15 protein-coding genes are annotated in these 18,021 nt (G+C 38.4%); 12 read left to right on the top strand and 3 right to left on the bottom strand.

Annotated features, from left to right (window positions below; all coding sequences use genetic code 11):
* Nucleotides 1-3: 3 nt before the first annotated feature.
* The 7 genes from JOD14_RS09635 (at nucleotide 4) to JOD14_RS09605 (ending at nucleotide 8,875) form a co-directional block, all read left to right on the top strand.
* Nucleotides 4-1,509, top strand: a complete 1,506-nt coding sequence (locus JOD14_RS09635) for a sugar ABC transporter ATP-binding protein (protein WP_204654612.1) — start codon at nucleotides 4-6, stop codon at nucleotides 1,507-1,509.
* Nucleotides 1,510-2,514, top strand: a complete 1,005-nt coding sequence (locus JOD14_RS09630) for an ABC transporter permease (protein ID WP_239576165.1) — start codon at nucleotides 1,510-1,512, stop codon at nucleotides 2,512-2,514.
* 23 nt (nucleotides 2,515-2,537) lie between these two features.
* The gene (locus JOD14_RS09625) at nucleotides 2,538-3,626 is read left to right on the top strand and encodes an ABC transporter substrate-binding protein (protein ID WP_204654611.1); all 1,089 of its coding nucleotides are present in this window, start codon (nucleotides 2,538-2,540) and stop codon (nucleotides 3,624-3,626) included.
* A gap of 29 nt (nucleotides 3,627-3,655) precedes the next feature.
* Complete coding sequence (locus tag JOD14_RS09620; protein ID WP_204654610.1) at nucleotides 3,656-5,440, top strand: L-fucose isomerase; 1,785 nt, start codon at nucleotides 3,656-3,658, stop codon at nucleotides 5,438-5,440.
* A 71-nt stretch (nucleotides 5,441-5,511) separates the two neighbouring features.
* Nucleotides 5,512-6,666, top strand: coding sequence for a lactaldehyde reductase (gene fucO / locus JOD14_RS09615; RefSeq protein WP_239576164.1), 1,155 nt, complete (start codon nucleotides 5,512-5,514; stop codon nucleotides 6,664-6,666).
* Nucleotides 6,667-6,706: 40 nt separating this feature from the next.
* Nucleotides 6,707-7,528, top strand: coding sequence for a rhamnulose-1-phosphate aldolase (gene rhaD / locus JOD14_RS09610; RefSeq protein WP_338031686.1), 822 nt, complete (start codon nucleotides 6,707-6,709; stop codon nucleotides 7,526-7,528).
* Nucleotides 7,529-7,807: 279 nt separating this feature from the next.
* The gene (locus tag JOD14_RS09605; protein ID WP_204654609.1) at nucleotides 7,808-8,875 is read left to right on the top strand and encodes a DUF6933 domain-containing protein; all 1,068 of its coding nucleotides are present in this window, start codon (nucleotides 7,808-7,810) and stop codon (nucleotides 8,873-8,875) included.
* Between the two features lie 53 nt (nucleotides 8,876-8,928).
* Here JOD14_RS09605 and JOD14_RS09600 read toward each other — a convergent pair whose 3' ends face one another.
* Nucleotides 8,929-9,573, bottom strand: a complete 645-nt coding sequence (locus JOD14_RS09600; RefSeq protein WP_204654608.1) for an HI_0552 family protein — start codon at nucleotides 9,571-9,573, stop codon at nucleotides 8,929-8,931.
* A 389-nt stretch (nucleotides 9,574-9,962) separates the two neighbouring features.
* On the opposite strand from JOD14_RS09600, the gene JOD14_RS09595 reads away from it, so the two are divergent.
* Nucleotides 9,963-11,630: a choice-of-anchor L domain-containing protein gene (locus tag JOD14_RS09595; RefSeq protein WP_204654607.1), complete on the top strand. Its 1,668-nt coding sequence runs from the start codon at nucleotides 9,963-9,965 to the stop codon at nucleotides 11,628-11,630.
* Between the two features lie 54 nt (nucleotides 11,631-11,684).
* Here the strand turns inward: JOD14_RS09595 and JOD14_RS09590 are convergent, their stop codons facing one another.
* Nucleotides 11,685-11,885: a hypothetical protein gene (locus JOD14_RS09590; protein WP_204654606.1), complete on the bottom strand. Its 201-nt coding sequence runs from the start codon at nucleotides 11,883-11,885 to the stop codon at nucleotides 11,685-11,687.
* Nucleotides 11,885-13,093, bottom strand: coding sequence for an MFS transporter (locus tag JOD14_RS09585; protein ID WP_204654627.1), 1,209 nt, complete (start codon nucleotides 13,091-13,093; stop codon nucleotides 11,885-11,887). Before JOD14_RS09585 ends, JOD14_RS09590 begins: the two co-directional genes overlap by 1 nt.
* Before the next feature lie 164 nt (nucleotides 13,094-13,257).
* On the opposite strand from JOD14_RS09585, the gene JOD14_RS09580 reads away from it, so the two are divergent.
* The 4 genes from JOD14_RS09580 to JOD14_RS09565 all read left to right on the top strand — a co-directional run bounded on the left by JOD14_RS09580 (nucleotide 13,258) and on the right by JOD14_RS09565 (nucleotide 17,590).
* Nucleotides 13,258-13,914, top strand: a complete 657-nt coding sequence (locus JOD14_RS09580; protein ID WP_204654605.1) for a Crp/Fnr family transcriptional regulator — start codon at nucleotides 13,258-13,260, stop codon at nucleotides 13,912-13,914.
* 81 nt (nucleotides 13,915-13,995) lie between these two features.
* Nucleotides 13,996-15,084, top strand: coding sequence for an ABC transporter substrate-binding protein (locus JOD14_RS09575; RefSeq protein WP_204654604.1), 1,089 nt, complete (start codon nucleotides 13,996-13,998; stop codon nucleotides 15,082-15,084).
* A gap of 1 nt (nucleotide 15,085) precedes the next feature.
* Nucleotides 15,086-16,666: an amidohydrolase gene (locus JOD14_RS09570; protein ID WP_204654603.1), complete on the top strand. Its 1,581-nt coding sequence runs from the start codon at nucleotides 15,086-15,088 to the stop codon at nucleotides 16,664-16,666.
* 195 nt (nucleotides 16,667-16,861) lie between these two features.
* On the top strand, nucleotides 16,862-17,590 hold the full coding sequence (locus JOD14_RS09565; RefSeq protein ID WP_204654602.1) for an SIS domain-containing protein: 729 nt from the start codon (nucleotides 16,862-16,864) through the stop codon (nucleotides 17,588-17,590).
* The last annotated feature ends 431 nt before the right edge of the window (nucleotides 17,591-18,021 follow it).

Genomic DNA, 18,021 nt, shown 5'->3' with positions numbered 1-18,021 from the left:
AAGATGAATTTGGAAACCATTCTTGAAATGAAAGATATCTCTAAAAGTTTTGGTCCGGTCCAAGCATTAAAAAATGCAGGATTAAATTTAAGAAAGGGTGAAGTTCATGCTTTAATGGGCGAAAATGGTGCCGGAAAATCAACTTTGATGAAAGTATTAACAGGTATTCACAAAAAAGATAGTGGCGAAATTATTTACGACCATCAAGCAGTAGAGTTTTCTAGTCCAAAAGAATCGATGGATGCAGGTGTGGTTATTGTGCATCAGGAATTAAATATGATTAACCATTTAACTGTCGCTCAGAATATTTTTATTGGACGAGAATCGATGAAAGGTATCTTTACAAACGATGATGCAATTAACAAAAAAACGAAAGAATTATTTGCTCGATTAAATATGGATATTGATCCAAAAGAAAAGGTGGGTAATTTAACTGTTGGAAAAATGCAGATGGTCGAAATTGCCAAAGCGATTTCGATGAATGCAAAAGTGGTTGTTTTTGACGAACCGACCGCGGCGTTAACAGAAACAGAAATTGCAGAGTTATTTAAGATTATTGATGATTTAAGAAAACAAAATATTGGTATTGTTTATATTTCGCATCGAATGGATGAAATCAAAAAAATCACGGATCGAGTGACGGTGATGCGCGATGGTGAGTATATCGGAACAATCGATACAGCAGAATCAACCAAAGATGAAATTATTCATATGATGGTTGGACGAGTAATCTACGAAGACCCAAAATCACATTCAGAAGTACCAGCCGATGCCGAAGTTGTTTTAGAAGTGAAAAATCTAAATTATGGACCAAAAGTGAAAGATTTGAGTTTTTCATTGAAAAAAGGTGAAATTTTAGGCTTCTCTGGATTGATGGGAGCAGGTCGAACAGAAATGGCTAGACTCATCTTTGGTGCAGATAAAAAAGATTCTGGTGAGATTTTTGTCCGAGGAAATAAGGTCGAGATTACGCAACCTCGCGATGCCGTGAATCACGGAATTGGTTATTTATCAGAAGATCGAAAACAATTTGGGGTAATAGTTGGTATGTCAGTGGCTAATAATATTGTTTTAACCAATCTAGAAGATTATATGAAGACAAGTTTTATTGACGATGCTTCAATCGAAAAGAAGAGCGAAGAATACATTCAATCATTAAAAATTAAAACACCTTCAGGGAAACAATTGATTAGAAACTTATCTGGAGGAAACCAGCAAAAAGTTGTCATTGCTAAGTGGCTTGAACAAAATAGTGACATTTTAATTTTCGATGAACCAACACGAGGGATTGACGTAGGTGCCAAAAGTGAAATCTATGAATTGATGACTAGTCTAGCTAAAAAAGGCAAATCGATTATCATGATTTCATCCGAGTTAACGGAAATACTACGACTAAGCGATCGCGTAATCGTGATGTGTGAAGGGAGAAAAACAGGTGAGTTAGATATTTCTGAAGCAACACAAGAAAATATTTTACATTACGCAACAATGAGAGGGGAAGCGGTATAAATGGAAGCAAATGTTGAAACAATCAATAAAAAAGATAAGTTACATGTCAAAAAGATCATTGATAAAATAGGATTACAGCAGTTAATTATTTTAATCGTTCTCTTTTTAATTTATGGTTTCTTTGCCTTTATGAGTCCAGCTTTTAGAAGCGCCAATACTTTAACGAGTATTTTAGATGCCTCTTATTATGTTGGTTTCTTAGCACTAGGTGTGACTTTCGTGATTATCACTGGTGGGATTGATTTATCCATAGGAACCAATATGATGTGCGCAGGAATTACTGGAGGGGTTGTTTACAATCAACTAGGAGCACCTTTATGGGTTGCTTTGCTTTCAATATTAGTCATGTCTACGGCTTTTGGTTTATTAAATGGTATTTTAGTAGCTAAATTTAAATTACCAGCTTTTATTGCAACGTTAGGAACAATGATGATTACTAGAGGATTGAGCTCAATTATTTCAAATGTTCAAACGGAAACTTTTCCACTTAGAGGAACAGATGATGGTTGGTACAAGTCATTATTTAGAACGGCAGATAATTTTCCAACAGGTGTATTTTTCTTATTAGGGATGGGGATTTTAGCTGCCATTGTATTAAATAAAACAAAGACGGGTCGTTATATTTTTGCGATTGGTAGTAACAGTGAGGCAACACGCCTTTCAGGGGTTAATATTGTTAAAGGTGAAGCAACAGCTTATGTGATTGCAGGATTATTTGCAGGATTAGCAGCGATTGCTTACGCGGCAACTTATACGACAATCATGCCTGGTGCAGGAGCTGGTTTTGAGATGGATGGTATTGCAGCAGTTGTCGTGGGTGGCACTTCCTTAAGTGGTGGTGTGGGTTCAATACTTGGTACAATGATTGGTGTCTTTATTATGACAGTTCTAAAAGTAGGATTACCTTATTTAGATTTACAACCGCACTATCAAATTTTTATTACAGGGTTTGTAGTCGTTCTAGCCGTATATGTTGATATTTACAGAAATAGCAAGAAAAAATAAAATATAAAAGGGGACTATTAAAGATGAAAAAACTAAGTATTGGATTATTAACAGGATTAACAGCATTAACATTATTAGCAGGTTGCGGCAATGAAAAACCAGCAAATGCAGAAAAAGGTGGCTCGGATAACTTAACAGTTGAAGTGGTTGCTAAAGGATTCCAACATGACTTTTGGAAGGCCGTTCAAGCAGGGGCAAAAAAAGCAGCAGAAGAAAATGGCGTAAAAATGACTTTTGTTGGACCTAAAGATGAAACCGCTATCGCTGAGCAGTTAGAAATGCTGAATAATGCGATTAACAAAAATCCAAGTGCAATTGCGTTAGCAGCACTTGATACAAATGCAGAATTAGACGCAATCGATCAAGCAAAAAATAAAAATATTCCAATTATTGGATTTGACTCAGGGGTTCCTGATGCACCAGAAGGAGCTGTAAAGGCAACTGCTTCAACTGACAACTATAATGCCGGTGGAATTGCAGCAGAACGTGCTTATGAAGGGATTAAAGAGAAATTAGGTGAAGGTGTTAATCGGATTGGAATTATTTCGCAAGAGGTAAATTCACTATCAATTTCACAACGTACAGGTGGTTTCATTGATAAAATCACTGAATTATTAGAAGCAGATTCAGCAGTTGGAAAAGGAAAAGTAGCAATTACTGGTCATGACAAGTTTAAAAATGATGTCAAAGAATCAGATGCAAAAATTATTATTGAATTACGCGTCCCGGCAGAAGTGACGGATGCAGCTGGAAAAACGGAAGCGCAAGCCTTGTTAGAAAAGAAAGATTTAATCTGTATTTATGGTTCAAATGAATTTGGTGCAAAATCAATTATTAACGCGGATGAAGGTTTAGGTAATCGTATTGGAACAGATGGTGACAAAGTGATTGCGATCGGCTTTGACTCTGGTGCACTTCAACAAGATGCGATTCGAAATGGTAAATTCTATGGCTCAGTGACACAAAATCCTGTGAAAATTGGTTATGAAGCAGTCTCTTTAGCAGTTAAAGCAGCAAATGGCGAAAGTGTTTCTGATGTTGATACTGGCGTTGAATGGTATGACCAATCAAATATTGATTCAGATGAGATTCAACAACTATTGTATAAATAATAATTGATAAGACAAAGGAGCAATAAACGATGCGTAATTATCCAAAAATCGGAATTCGTCCGACAATCGACGGGCGCCAAGGTGGCGTACGCGAATCACTAGAAGAAAAAACAATGGCGATGGCCAAAGCTGCTAAAGAATTAATCGAAAGCACCTTACATTATGCCGACGGAACACCCGTACAATGTGTCTTAGCCGAACGAACAATTGGTGGTCGAGGCGATGCGGGCATTGTTCGCGAACAATTTAGTCGTGAAAATATTATCGGTACGTTATCGGTCACGCCAAGTTGGTGTTATGGGACTGAAACGATGGACTTAGAGCCAGAAACCATTAAAGCAATTTGGGGCTTTAACGGGACGGAACGCCCAGGTGCCGTTTATTTAGCGGCTGCGATGGCTGGTTATGCCCAAAAAGGCATGCCTGCGTTTAAAATTTATGGCCATGACGTGCAAGATTTAGATGATCATTCCATTCCAGCGGATGTGGCTGAAAAAATCTTGAGCTTTGCCCGAGGCGCTCTGGCAGTCGGACAAATGAAAGGCAAATCGTATGTGAACATTGGGGCCTCTTGTATGGGGATTGCCGGTTCACAAGTCGACGATCATTTCTTTGGCAAATACTTAGGCATGCCGGTTGAGTTTGTTGATATGACCGAAATTTTACGTCGCATTACATTAGAAATTTATGATCCAAAAGAATATGAAAAAGCCCTTGCTTGGATTCAAGCCAATTGCCAAGAAGGCATTGATATTAACGAAGGCAAAGCGTTTCCTGAGGTGATTACCAAGTCAAAAGTGATTCCAGCCGATCAGGATTGGCAATTTATTGCGAAACAAGCCATCATCATTCGCGATATTTTATTTGGCAATGAACGCTTAGCAGAACTTGGGTGGGAAGAAGAAGCCCGTGGTCGCGATGCCATTGCCGGTGGGTTCCAAGGCCAACGACAATGGACCGACTGGTTACCAAATGGTGATTTTACTGAAGCAATTATGGCTTCGACCTTTGACTGGAATGGCGCGCGCCCAGTGACTGCATTTGCGACCGAAAATGATACGCTAAATGCCGTTTCGATGCTTTTTGGAACGCTAATTACGAATAAAGCGCCGATTTTCTCTGATGTTCGTACTTATTGGAGCCCGGCAGCCGTTGAAAAAGTAACTGGTAAGCCATTAACCGGGCGTGCGGCTAATGGGGTATTGCATTTAATCAACTCAGGAGCATCGGCCCTTGATGGCAGTGCGGCAGCCAAAGACGAACAGGGTCAAGGGACAATGAAAGAGTTTTGGAACATGACCGAAGCGGATATAAAAGCTTGTTTAGAAGCAACGGACTGGTGTCGTGCAAACTATGAATATTTCCGTGGTGGCGGTTATTCTTCGCACTTCAAAACAGCGGCCGAAATGCCGGTAACGGTTATTCGTTTGAACATGGTTGAAGGGGTTGGACCAACGCTTCAAATCGCCGAAGGATACACGTGTGTTTTAGAAGACGACATCCATCAAGTGTTAGATGAAAGAACGGATAAAACTTGGCCAACAACTTGGTTTGCGCCAAACTTAGGCGAAGCCGGTTTTGAATCGGTTTACGAAGTCATGAATGCTTGGGGCTCAAACCACTGTGCCACGGTTCATGGCCACGTCGGTTCAGATATCATTACGTTAGCTAGCATGTTGCGCATTCCAGTCGCGCTACATAACGTGCCACGTGAAAGAGTTTTCCGACCACATGCCTTTAGTGGATTTGGCACCAAAGATTTAGAAGGCGCCGATTTTAAAGCGTGTGAACATTTTGGCCCACGCTATCAGTAAAAGATCAGCTCACCGAGGGATTCTATTCCCTCGGTGTTTAAAAGAAAGAATAAAGAAAGTAGGCAATGAAAATGACAGTGAATCGAATGATTTTAAATGAAACAGCTTATTTTGGTAAAGGGGCAATTGCGAATATCCCAAATGAAATCAAAGCACGAGGCTTTAAAAAAGTGATGGTAATTACGGATAAAGATTTAATAAAATTTGAAGTAGCCACAAAAGTGACGCAATTACTAGATGACGCAAACGTGGAATATGAAATTTATGATGGGATTGTTCCTAACCCAACAATTGAAAATGTGAAAGAAGGGGTTGAGGCAATCGAAGCAGCGCAAGCCGATTGTATTGTGGCCATTGGCGGAGGATCCCCAATTGATACGGCTAAAGCAATTGGGATTATTGTGACGAATCCAGAATTTAGCGACGTATTAAGTTTAGAAGGGGTAGCTGAGACAAAAAATCCATGCTTACCAATTTTAGCCGTACCGACAACTTCTGGAACTGCTGCAGAAGTGACCATTAACTACGTCATTACCGATGCACAAAATCAGCGTAAGTTTGTTTGTGTAGATCCTCACGATATCCCGATTGTTGCGTTTATTGATAGTGATATGATGCTAGGGATGCCAAAAGGATTAGCAGCAGCGACAGGAATGGATGCTATGACCCATGCGATTGAAGGGTATATTACCCAAGGGGCTTGGGAAATGAGCGATATGTTACATATTAAAGCCATCGAAATCATCGGACGATCCTTACGAGATTCAGTAAATGGGGATGAAAAAGCACGTGAAGAAATGGCGCTAGGCCAATACATTGCAGGAATGGGTTTTTCAAACGTAGGTCTAGGTTTAGTTCATGGTATGGCCCATCCTTTGAGTGCTTGGTACAATGTTCCTCATGGCGTGGCATGTGCGGCATTATTGCCAACCGTAATGAAATACAACAAAGACTATACTGGTGAAAAATACCGAGATATTGCTCGAGTATTAGGTGTGGCAAATGCTGACGAAATAACGATAGAAGAAGCGCGGGATGCTGCTTGTCAAGCCATTGATGATTTAAGTAAAGCAGTGGGCATTCCAGCAACGATTTCAGAACTTGGTGTAGAAGAAAAAGACCTTCCAGCGATTGCTAAAGATGCCTTTCGCGATGTTTGTACACCAGGAAATCCTCGAGTAGCAACATTAGAAGAAATTGTAGCATTGTATCAAAGCTTGATGTAAGTCACTTAGTAGCTGAGTTCTAGAAGGGAAGGAATCAAAGGTGTCTTCCAAAGAAATAATGTGTGCAGATTTTATGAAACAAATGCTAGACATAATTGAGCAATCTTACCAACATGGTTGGGATGAAAGAAATGGAGGAAATATCTCTTACCTTTTAACTCAAGAAGAGTTAGAACCTTACTTAGATATTACAAAAGTAGTTTCAACTTTTTCATTGTCGATTTGTGTAAAAGAATTAGCTAATAAATATTTCCTAGTGACAGGATCGGGTAAATACTTTAGAAATATAAAAGGCAATCCTTGTGATGGGCTAGGAATTATTCGGATAGCAAAAAATGGAAAGCAAGCAGAACTTATTTGGGGATTTGAAAATGGTGCTTTGCCAACAAGTGAACTTCCCAGTCATTTATTGAGTCATATTTCGCGCTTGTCAGTAGACAAGAAGCATCGGGTAATTTTGCATAATCATGCCAGTCATCTATTAGCCATGACATTCACGCATGAATTAGATGAACGTGCGTTTACTCGTACACTTTGGAAAATGTGCACGGAATGCTTAGTTGTTTTTCCAGAGGGTGTTTCGATTATACCTTGGCTCGTTCCAGGGACAAATGAAATTGGCGAGGCCACTGCTGATAAAATGAAAGACACGAGGATGGTTTTGTGGCCCTACCATGGTGTGTACGTAGCCGGTAATTGCTTAGATGAGGCATTTGGCCTAGTAGAAACAGCAGAAAAAGCTGCACAAATCTACACCTACGTGCAAGCACAAGGAGGCATAAAACAAGCGATTTCAGATCAACAATTTAAACAATTAGCAGAACGTTTTTCAGTCATTCCAAGAAAAGACTATTTAGATTAATCAAAAAAACAACTAACTGATGTAATTATAATTCATTCTAAGAATCCAATGATTTTTAGAACAGTATAATTTCAAAAAAGGTTAGTTGTTTTTTTTGTTTTTGATTGATTGCATCTAGCAATTATTTACGCCATAATAAAGTAATGATAAGAAGCTTACATGGATATAAGTATAAACGACCATCATGCAAAAAACAGGATATTTCTAAAACTCGTTCTAACTGAGAAGAGTTTTGTTAATCGTATTGAGCAATTAATAAAAATTTAAAGGAGGCCTACCATGATCATTAACCCAACTAAAAAATCATTGCCCTTATTTTCAGCGCTACCTAAAGTGGCCGATAGTCAAGCGAGCAAAGCTTTTTCAACGGCAAATCCCTTTTTTTCGTGGCATGCAAATTATTATAATGTGAATCGGAAGAAAGTTTTAGTTTTGGTGAACGACTTGACGATGATGCCCATCGTGATTGCAGATGTGAATGCCCAAAGTAAGAAACAATTAGCTCAAATGATTACTGAAGGGATCTGGTGTGCTTTTCGCTGGGCGGGGATTGCCAATGAGCAAATCCAACAGTACTTAGACATTGCCGGGGAGATAGAAGTCAATGCAGGTTTTAATCGTCAAGTCACAGGAGTAACGACGATGTATATCCGAATGGCTGAACTCTCGAAAAAGTTTGTCAGTCATGAACGAATTCAGGCAAAATTAATGGTGTGGCTAGCTGAAAGTGGGACGAATTCATTATCGGATTATTATCCTAAGAAAGCGCTCGTTAAAGCAATTGAACAAAACCTAAAATTAAACCCAGTCGAAAAAGAGTACAACGCTCAAACAAAGAAAGAAAAAACAACCCTAGCAGGGCCGATTGAAGTCACTTGGCAGGATTTTTCGAAATGGGAAGATTATATGTATCGATTAGGACATTTTGCCGGTTATAAAAAAGTCGCAAAAGAAATTCGAGCAAATAATGAACTTGTATTGCAAGCTTTTGAAAATTATTTAAAAGAAAATTTAGGGTTAGGAGATAACATAATAAAGCGACATGTGGGGGAAGTCCGTTTTTTTATGAATGAATACTTACTTCACGATGGCATTCAAATCATATCAGATGATTCTTATGAACCGTGTAATTATATTGAAAATTTTTATCCGCATAAATCGATTTCTCCAACAGTAACAGAAGTGAGGAACATTGGAGCAGCATTAAAGAAATTTTATGAGTTTTTAGCGAAAGCAAAGGTTCTTTCGAAAGAAGACTTGAGTTACGTGAAAGACGATATCACAGAAAGTGTCGATGTGGCAATTAAAAAGATAAAAAACGGGAATAGCCAGGATCTTTGGTGGTAATCATAATTGAAAAATACGCGAAGGCAAATGATAAAAAATGTCTTCGCGTATTTTTATTTACAAGCTTGCAAAAGCGGCAATAATTCTCTTAAAGCCTTGGTGATGACTTGTTCAATTTCTTCCGTAGGGACGTCATGGTAGTAAACTTTCCCTAATTGAAAACTTGTATCGATTATTTCTTTTTCTAATTGTTCCTGTAAAACAGGTGCATTTAAATACGTACTTAACGGCAAATGGTCGTCTAATTCATGTTCTTGTTGTGGCCAAATTTGATAATGTCTACAGTCAACTGTTTGTCTCCAAGTAGGGATTTGTTGGAGTAATTGATTATAATCAGTAGCAAGTCCTACCCGTTGCTCACTTTTATAATGTTGGAACATCAAATAAATTTGAAGCTGTTTGCGATTAATCAAAACACCTAGACAAGCATTACTTTTGGGGGCATCTTTTAGTCGATAGGCAGCCCAAAAATGATTTCTTAAATTCCAGCCGTTCGTCCAACTTTCAATTTTTGGTCGTTCGAAAGTATTTTCAAATTGGCTGTATATTGTTAAGTGTAGCTCTTTCCAAGCTTGCCACACGGTTTTATATTCTATTTTAATTTGCTCGATTTCTTCGGTTGAAAGTTGTTCTTTTAATTGTTTGAAAGTAAAGCAATCTCGTTTGAAAATTTTAGCATAGTTTGCTGGTAAAGTCATGCGCGTTCCTCCTTTGTCTAATTACAGTATAGAGAAAGGAAAAGAAAAATGAAAGTTAAGAAAAAAACTATTGGAATTAATATCGTTATTTTTTAAACAGGTGTTATTTTCATTGATTTGATTTCACAATGTCTGAATGTATATAAGAAAAATAGAAAGTATCGAGATAAAAATAACAGACATAACGATAACCGACGCCTTATTATTGGAATTTTCTGATAAAATAAAGTAATATATAATTAAGTTGTTGGTTGTTTGGCGCTTAATGTGCAATCAAAATTTATTGTTATAAAATAACGAAAATAAATTTTGATGGAAAGTTAGATTAGAAGGGGTAGAGCATTTTTTGACTAGTTCATTTGAGAAGACTAGAAAGAAAGGTGTTAATGATGAAGACAAAACGTATTTTTCAACTACTATCGACGGTTGCATTATTCGGTCCTTCGCTGTTGCCAGTAGCTCATGTATTAGCGGATGACGATCCAACGCTAGCGGTAGAAGAGGTAACGGAAGCAGCAAATGTAGAAAGCGTTTTAATTGAATTTGTTGCTGCGGTAGAAGAACCTATTGTAGAAGATTCCACGTTTATTGGCCCTGTAATTGAAGAAGAAATCCCTATACCAGAAGAAGTCGTTGCCAGCGAACCGCTAGAAAATGAGATGAACGAGGATGAAGCAGAAGGTGCAGAAGAGCCCAGCGAGTGGATTGAAGAGACCGAAATCCCTCCTATAGCACCAGAAGTAGCATTAGACGAAGTAGAAGCCGTAGAAGAAGCAATTACAGAGGAAGACGAACTTATCGTACCTTTTATCGAAGAAGAAGAACTTGGTGTCGAAAACTTCGCGATGATGGCTCTTTTTGATGAAGAAGACGAACCGATGCTACTTGCTGAGGAAGAAAATATCTCTAATATTGAATTGTCAGCAGCGACACCAGAAGAATATGTCTCTTATTTATTAGGTGATGATAGTTTAACGATTTCAAATGTCATTTTAACAGGATCACCGAATGCCATTGCGAAGTTTACCAACGGGTCAGATGTTTTTAATTTTGGTTCAGGAATTTTATTATCAAGTGGGGATGTTTATACTGAAAACTCTTCGCTAGGTACGCCTGGAGATGCTGATTTAACAGCGTTTGTAGAGCGTACAACTTATGATGCAGTTGTTTTGGAGTTTGATTTTGTTCCTTTGTATTCAATTTTGAAGTTTAATTATGTTTTTGGTTCAAGAGAGTATCCAGTCTATGTGAATTCCAATTACAATGATGCTTTTGCTTTCTTTGTAAATGGTGTAAATACCGCCCTTATTCCAGGAACAGCTGAATTTGTAGCGATTAACAATATTCATGCAGGAAGAAATCTTGGGGACCCAGTAAAAAATGTTGAATTTTTTATTGATAATCGCGAAGGAACGTTACCGAAATTGCCAGGGACAGATTATGGCGGCTTAACGGTTGTTTTACCAATTGAAGCTTACGTAAATCCGGGTGTTGTCAACCATATTAAAATTGTTATTGCTGATGCGAGTGACCGTATATTGGATTCGTTTGTGGCAATTTCATCCGGTAGTTTACAATCAACTGGATTAGTAACGATTCTTTATCAAGATAGCGCTGGCAATCCAATTGCACCAAATCAAATTTTTGATGGCGAACCGGGTTCTGAGTATGCTGCATTACAAAAAATGATTGAAGGTTACCTCTTCTCACACTGGGTTGGCGATCCAAGCGGCTTCATTCCAGAAAACTCAATTGAAGTAATCGGCGTCTACAATGCGGCAGAAACGCCAGAAGAAACACCAGAAGAAACACCAGAAGAAACACCAGAAGAAACACCAGAAGAAACACCGGAAGAAACACCAGAAGAAAAACCAACAGAAGCACCAGAAACAATACCAGCACCAGTTCAAACGGCTGTTGAAGCAACGACTGTGACGCAACAAACATTACCACAAACAGGCGAAGCGACGACAATTAACCAAGTGTTGAGTATGATTGGTCTTTCTTTCTTAGGTTTGTTTTCTGTAGTTATTAATAGAATACGTGAAAATAAATAAATTAAAAGAATAAAAAAACAAGCAGCCTCTTGTAATTAGGAGGCTGCTTGTTTTCTAACCAATAAAATTATCATTACGTATCATTTGTACGAGTTGTGCGAGTTGTTTTTGTTGTTCTTCTTTGGCATGAAGTTCTTCTAACTCTATGGTTTGAAGACGCTGGTTCGTTTCATTTAATTGCATTAAAATTTGTTGCAAGATTTGTTGCGTCCGATTTGTTTCGAGCGGTTGAATGGTTTTAGCAGTTGCTTTCATCAGTTTTCCTCCATGTTAACTTGACCAAGTACATTTTTTGTAGGATGGTAAAAGAGTTTATAAATAATTAAGCAAAAAATAGGGATAGCACCGGCAAATAAATAAACGCCTGAAAAATCTAAGAAATTTTGAAGTTCACCTAATAAATAAGGGCCGACACCTAGGCCTAAATCTAAGCCAATAAAATAAGTGGATAAGGCAATCCCAACGCGATGGTGGTTGCGAACGTATTTTAGACAAACCGCTTGACCATTTGACATAAAAGTACCGTAGCCTAGGCCAATAAAAGCACCGGCTAATAACAACATCCAACTTGCATGGGTAATGCTAAGCAAAAAGAGACCAGCTGTTAAAAATAAAAAGCTAGGATACATGACGGCATCTTCGCCTTTACGGTCAAAAATTCGACCGGTCATTGGACGAGTCGCGGTAATTACTAAGGCATAAACAACAAAAAAGTATGAACTTGCGGTTACTAAGTCAATAACTTTGGCATAAGAAGACAAGAATGCTAGTACGCTTGAGTAAGCTAAACCCATAAAGAAAGCGACAAATGAGATGAAAAAGACTTTCTTTTCGATGAAGCTCTCTAATTTCCAAGATTGTAATGTCGCCTGATGTTCTTTAGAAAGAACAATATTTTTGACGGGGAAAACGAAGCTAGCAATTGTTGTAATTAAGATTAAAATCGCTGAAAATCCGATAATAACTTTAAAATCAGCAGTATTTAAAAGAATCATTCCGATAAAAGGGCCAATTGCGGCAGCTAGACTGGTACTTAAACCATAATAATTGATGCCTTCTCCGTGTTTAGCATTTGGAATATAAGCCGTGACAATCGCGTTTGTGGCCGTTGAAACGGTTCCGTAACCAAAACCATTCAATAAACGGACAAGATATAAGACTTGAATGTTTGGGATAAAAAAGTAAGCAACAGTTGTCAGTAAATAAAAAAGCGAACCATAGCGGAGCATCCCTTTTCGGCCCCAAAGTTCAAGCACTTTCCCCATAAAAAGCCGAGCAAGTAAAGTACCGATAATATAGATACCAGAAGCCAAACCTGCTTGTCCAAGAGTGGCGTGTAGTTGGTCTTGAGCGATGACGGCGATGATAACCATCAACAAATAATAGACGAGATAGACGACAAAGTTAATGAGGGTAATGCTGATAAAACCTTTGTTAAATAGTTTCGTCGGTTTTTCTTCCATGAAATTTCCTACTTTCATTTTCATTTTTTACCTTCTTAAAATACTAAAAAAAAATAAAGAAAAAAATGAATTATCTTGCTAGCAAAAATTCTCAACATTTGTCATTGTTTTTTGTAAGAAAAAGAGGTTTAATGGCTAAGAATCAAGGAAGTAGGGGTGTAAAAATGAAACAAGAGTTGTTGAAAAAATACTTAGAACAAGGGAATTTTCCAGTGATTGTGAAAGAAAAGAAAAAATATTTGACTTATGAAGGGTTGCAAGACCGTTATGTTTATATTTTAAAAGAAGGCATTATTAAGACGAGCATGATTACGCGGGAAGGGCGCGAATTTAATTTGCGTTATATTAATACGGTTGAGATTGTCTCGATTTTACGCGATGAGTATTCGCAATTTACGGATGCCCCTTTTAATATTCGAATCGAATCAAAAGAAGCCAAACTTTATCAAATTGATCGGGTTAAATTTTGGCAAGACGTAAATCAAAACCCAGAATTGCAACGTTATGTTAATGAGTATTACCGTGATTATTTATTGTATTCCATCAAAAAAATGCAGCAAATGTTAATGAATGGTAAATTCGGCGCGATTTGTACACAATTGGATGAATTAATGACGCTATTTGGACGCGAGGTTGAAGGAGGACACTTAATTGATTTTGTCATTACCAATGATGATTTAGCTCGTTTTTGCGGGATCACATCGGCGAGTAGTGTCAATCGTATGCTGCAACATTTACGTGAAATTGGTGCAATTCGTTTTGTGGGTCGTAAAATTCTTGTTTTGAAACCGGAGTTGATTTTAGAAAATAAAATCGAATGAGTAATTTCTATTGAAAAATTCTTAAAAATACCGTATGCTTCACAAAGTTCGTAGATTATATTGAAAGAAAGAAGTGACGTATTGAAGAAGTTAGGGATATTTTTTATTGGTATTTTGAGTATTTTACTCGTGATGTTTGTTGGGCGGAGTCTTTTAAACCAGGAGACCAGAGCGGATGAGTCAACTGGTAGCGGTAATAAACAAACATTGACGATTTTTAATTGGGGCGAATACATTGACCCAGCACTAATCAAGCAATTTGAAAAAGAGTCAGGTTATAAAGTCATCTATAGTACCTTTGACTCAAATGAAGCAATGGAAACGAAGATTAAACAAGGCGGCACGCATTATGATTTGGTTTTCCCTAGTGAATCAATTATTCCAAAAATGTTAGAAAATGAATTGTTGCTTCCGCTAGATCATCAGAAAATCCATGGGATGGAGCATTTATCGCCTTTTCTATTAAATCAATCATTTGATCCAGAAAATCAATATTCATTGCCGTATTTTTGGGGCACGCTCGGCATCATGGTGAACACAGATGTGATCGCAGAAGATGCCATTCAACGTTGGGATGATTTGTGGAACCCGGCCTTTAACAATAGCATTTTAGTACTTGATGGCTCGCGCGAAACAATGGGGATTAGTATGCAATCACTGGGTGTGTCCTTAAATGAAAAGGATCCGCAAAAAGTTTTGCCAACGATTGAAAAACTAGCGACCTTACGTCCAAATATTAAAGCAGTCCTAACAGATGAAATTAAAACGTTGATGATTCAAAATGACGCCCCGATTGGTCTCGGATACTCTGGTGACGCGGCTTATGTCATTAGTGAAAATCCGGCCATTAAATATATTGTGCCAGAAGACGGCGGCGTGATTTGGACGGATAATTTTGCGATTCCAAAAACGGTAAAAAATTTAGCAGGAGCCTATGACTTCATTAATTTTATGTTGCGTCCAGAAGTAGCCAAGCAAAATGCAGAATATGTGGGTTATGCGACACCAAACGAAGCCGCGAAAGCCTTGTTGCCAAGCGAAGTGACGGAAGACGAGACCTTTTATCCTACACTTGAAGCGATTGAAAAAATGGAACATTACGAGTACTTGGGACAAAAAACGGTTGAACTCTACAATGATTTATTTTTAGAATGGAAGATGGGCTTGTAAGATGATTTTAACGTCTAATTATATTTTTGATACTAAGACACAGACAACTTTTGCTGGCTATGTAGAAATTTGCGACGAAAAGATTGTAGCCGTGGGGCCGTTAACGCAAGTGCCAACGGGGCAAGAAGTGCGAGAACTTGGGGATCAAATGTTAATTCCTAGTTTTATTGATTGCCATGTGCACTTTTTCTTGTCAGCCCTTATTGATGCTGGTAAATTAAAACCACTGACGGGCATGAGCGAAACGGATTTTGCGGTGCAAGTGCCAGCATTACCGATTGTTCACGGTTGGAAAATTGGGATTGGTTGGTTTAGTAGTGACTTTGGTCAAAATGTTTATCCAACCAAAGCCAGCTTAGATGCTGTTTGTTCGGATTGGCCGGTGTTGCTCATTTCTGGTGATGCGCATAGTATTTGGCTAAATTCAAAAGCTTTGGAAGTTTTACAAATTACAAAAGAAACATTGCCAAAAGGGATGAGTGGTGAGGCTTTAATCGCAAATGGCGAATTCACGGGTTGTTTTTTAGAAGCAGTCGCAATTCATTATTTAGCCCAAATTTTAACGGTTTTTCAAGCGGAAATGCCAGCTGTTTACTTAGATTATATGCGTAATTTGAATCAGATGGGTATTACCACAATTGGAGACGTGGCGTTAACCGGTGAAAGTTATGATGACTTGGTTTATCCTGCGATTTTTGCTCAAATTGAAGACCAGGCTAGTGTCCGTGCGGTTTTTTATCCGGCGATGCGTGAAGAAATTACTCATTTGCAACAATTCGCTCAAACCTATCAATCGAAAAAAGTTCAAATGGGTGGCGTGAAACAATTTTTTGATGGGGTAACGAGTACGCACACCGCCTATTTAAAAGAAACGTATCCTGTTCCTTATTATGTAGGCGATGTGGGTGGTCCACTTATCCCAACTGAAAAAATGCGTCAATTAATTTTAATGGCAAATAAGCAAGGGTGGCCCATTCGCATTCATACGATTGGCGACCAAGCGATCCATCAAGCACTCACCTATTACCAAGAAAGCGCGCAAAAATATCCATTACCCATTGGGAAATATAATACACTTGAACATTTAGAAGTCATGGATCCAACTGACTTACCGTTAGTCAGCCAAGCGCAGTTGATTTTATCCGTTCAACCGAGTCATTTACTTGTCGGCTATGAAACTTTAGCGGAAGAAGTTGGCGAAAAGCGGGCGCAAGCAATGTTTCCTTTTCAATCGTTTCTAAATAAAGGGGCCACGTTAGCATTTGGTACGGATACACCAGTCGTTGTTGGGGTGACGCCGCTAGAATCCATCTATTATGCCGTCGCTCGCCGTGAAAAAAATGGCCAACCACAAGAACGATTGATGGCAAATGAAGTCATAGGAATTGGCGATGCGTTAGTTGCTCAAACAAAAGGGGCAGCAAAAGCTTTAAGTCGTAGTGATCTCGGTGAAATTAAAGTCGGTGCCCAAGCTGACCTCGTGGTGTTATCGCAAAATATATTAACGGTCAGTGAAGCAGAAATATTAAAGACCGAAGTAAGGGCGACCATTCTTGCGGGGGAAATTGTTTATCAAAAATAAAAACAAAAAGAGTCGAATCGCCGGCTCTTTTTTATTTGTAATGAACGAAAAAAATAGTTGGTGTGTTATAATTATGTAAACGCTTTACGGAGAGGGGAGGTATTGAAATGGACTCTTTTTTAGTTATTTTTGGGGGAATTCTTTCATTAATCGCCCTTGTTTTTTATTGGTGGAAGAATGAATAGGAGTGAGAAAATGGAAGCAAAAGAAGAAGCACATCGCTGCATGTTGGGCTTTGCACAGATTTGGCAAAAAGTCATGGAAGAAGAACTTGAAGCAATCGAACAGGCTGCCAATTTAGTCGTCAAAAGTTTTCAAAAACAAGGCAATTTCTATTTGTTTGGTACAGGCCATTCTCATTTAATAGCGGAAGAAGTCTACGCTCGAGCAGGTGGGCTAGCGAATGTTAAAGCGATTCTACCACCAGAAATTATGCTGCATGAACGTCCACTTAAAAGTACGATGATTGAACGCTTGCCTGGATATGCAGCAGGACTATTAACGTTGTATGATTTAAATGAAAAGGATACTTTATTAGTGATTTCCAATTCTGGTCGTAATAATGTCCCGGTTGAGATGTGTTTAGAAGCGAAAAAACGTGGAGCCAACGTAATTGTCCTGACTTCGCTTGCGCACTCCATGCAAGTCTCTTCTCGTCACTCATCAGGAAAACGGCTTTTCGAATTAGCCGATGTCGTTTTAGACAATCATGCACCACAAGGAGACGCCACCTATCAAATGGAGAACCTTCCTGAAAAACTCGGCCCAATCTCAGATTTTACCGGGATTGGTCTTGTTCAAGCACTGGTGGTCGCGATTGCCAACTTGATGCAAGCCGCTGAGATGCCCGTTCCCATTTTTGAAAGTTCGAATCTGGATGGTGCAGACGAAAAAAATCGTCAATTATTTGCCGAATATTTTTAAAAGAAAAGGGCTCTTGCCGTTTATCCAATCGATTAACCCCCAAAAGTTAAACCTAAAATAGGCAGCTTTTGGGGGTCGTTTTATGTTTTTGTTTTTATACTAAGCGTTTTTAGGCAACAAAACAGACCTAACAGGATTTTGTGTTTACTTACCCTCATACATTTCATGATGGAGTGTCCGCTGTTGCTCCAACTTTGTTATTTAAACACCTGTTAGGTCGTATTCAGTTAGTAAGAAATCTTTCAAATTCCCACGCCTTTCTTTTTTTGTTGCTTACTTGTAAACAAATGCTTACAATCACGTAAATCCATACGTGTTTATTCACTTCTTTTGTTTAGAGATTGAATTTACGCGTCATCATTCCAATGTCTAACTTACTTGAAGTTGAATAATGGGGAATCTATGACTCCTTACACTTGTATTATAAATGA

The organism is Enterococcus lemanii, from assembly GCF_016909125.1.
GTDB classification, from domain to species: Bacteria; Bacillota; Bacilli; order Lactobacillales; family Enterococcaceae; genus Enterococcus_I; species Enterococcus_I lemanii.
The sequence above is the reverse complement of the archived record's forward strand: the minus strand, read 5'-3'. Positions and strand labels throughout refer to the sequence as shown.

Bases quoted from the DNA above. Each gene is read 5' to 3' on its own strand.
- JOD14_RS09635 (WP_204654612.1), top strand. From the start codon at position 4: ATGAATTTGGAAACCATTCTTGAAATGAAAGATATCTCTAAAAGTTTT.
- JOD14_RS09630 (WP_239576165.1), top strand. From the start codon at position 1,510: ATGGAAGCAAATGTTGAAACAATCAATAAAAAAGATAAGTTACATGTC.
- JOD14_RS09625 (WP_204654611.1), top strand. From the start codon at position 2,538: ATGAAAAAACTAAGTATTGGATTATTAACAGGATTAACAGCATTAACA.
- JOD14_RS09620 (WP_204654610.1), top strand. From the start codon at position 3,656: ATGCGTAATTATCCAAAAATCGGAATTCGTCCGACAATCGACGGGCGC.
- fucO (WP_239576164.1), top strand. From the start codon at position 5,512: ATGACAGTGAATCGAATGATTTTAAATGAAACAGCTTATTTTGGTAAA.
- JOD14_RS09605 (WP_204654609.1), top strand. From the start codon at position 7,808: ATGATCATTAACCCAACTAAAAAATCATTGCCCTTATTTTCAGCGCTA.
- JOD14_RS09600 (WP_204654608.1), bottom strand. From the start codon at position 9,573: ATGACTTTACCAGCAAACTATGCTAAAATTTTCAAACGAGATTGCTTT.
- JOD14_RS09595 (WP_204654607.1), top strand. From the start codon at position 9,963: ATGAAGACAAAACGTATTTTTCAACTACTATCGACGGTTGCATTATTC.
- JOD14_RS09590 (WP_204654606.1), bottom strand. From the start codon at position 11,885: ATGAAAGCAACTGCTAAAACCATTCAACCGCTCGAAACAAATCGGACG.
- JOD14_RS09585 (WP_204654627.1), bottom strand. From the start codon at position 13,093: ATGGAAGAAAAACCGACGAAACTATTTAACAAAGGTTTTATCAGCATT.
- JOD14_RS09580 (WP_204654605.1), top strand. From the start codon at position 13,258: ATGAAACAAGAGTTGTTGAAAAAATACTTAGAACAAGGGAATTTTCCA.
- JOD14_RS09570 (WP_204654603.1), top strand. From the start codon at position 15,086: ATGATTTTAACGTCTAATTATATTTTTGATACTAAGACACAGACAACT.
- JOD14_RS09565 (WP_204654602.1), top strand. From the start codon at position 16,862: ATGGAAGCAAAAGAAGAAGCACATCGCTGCATGTTGGGCTTTGCACAG.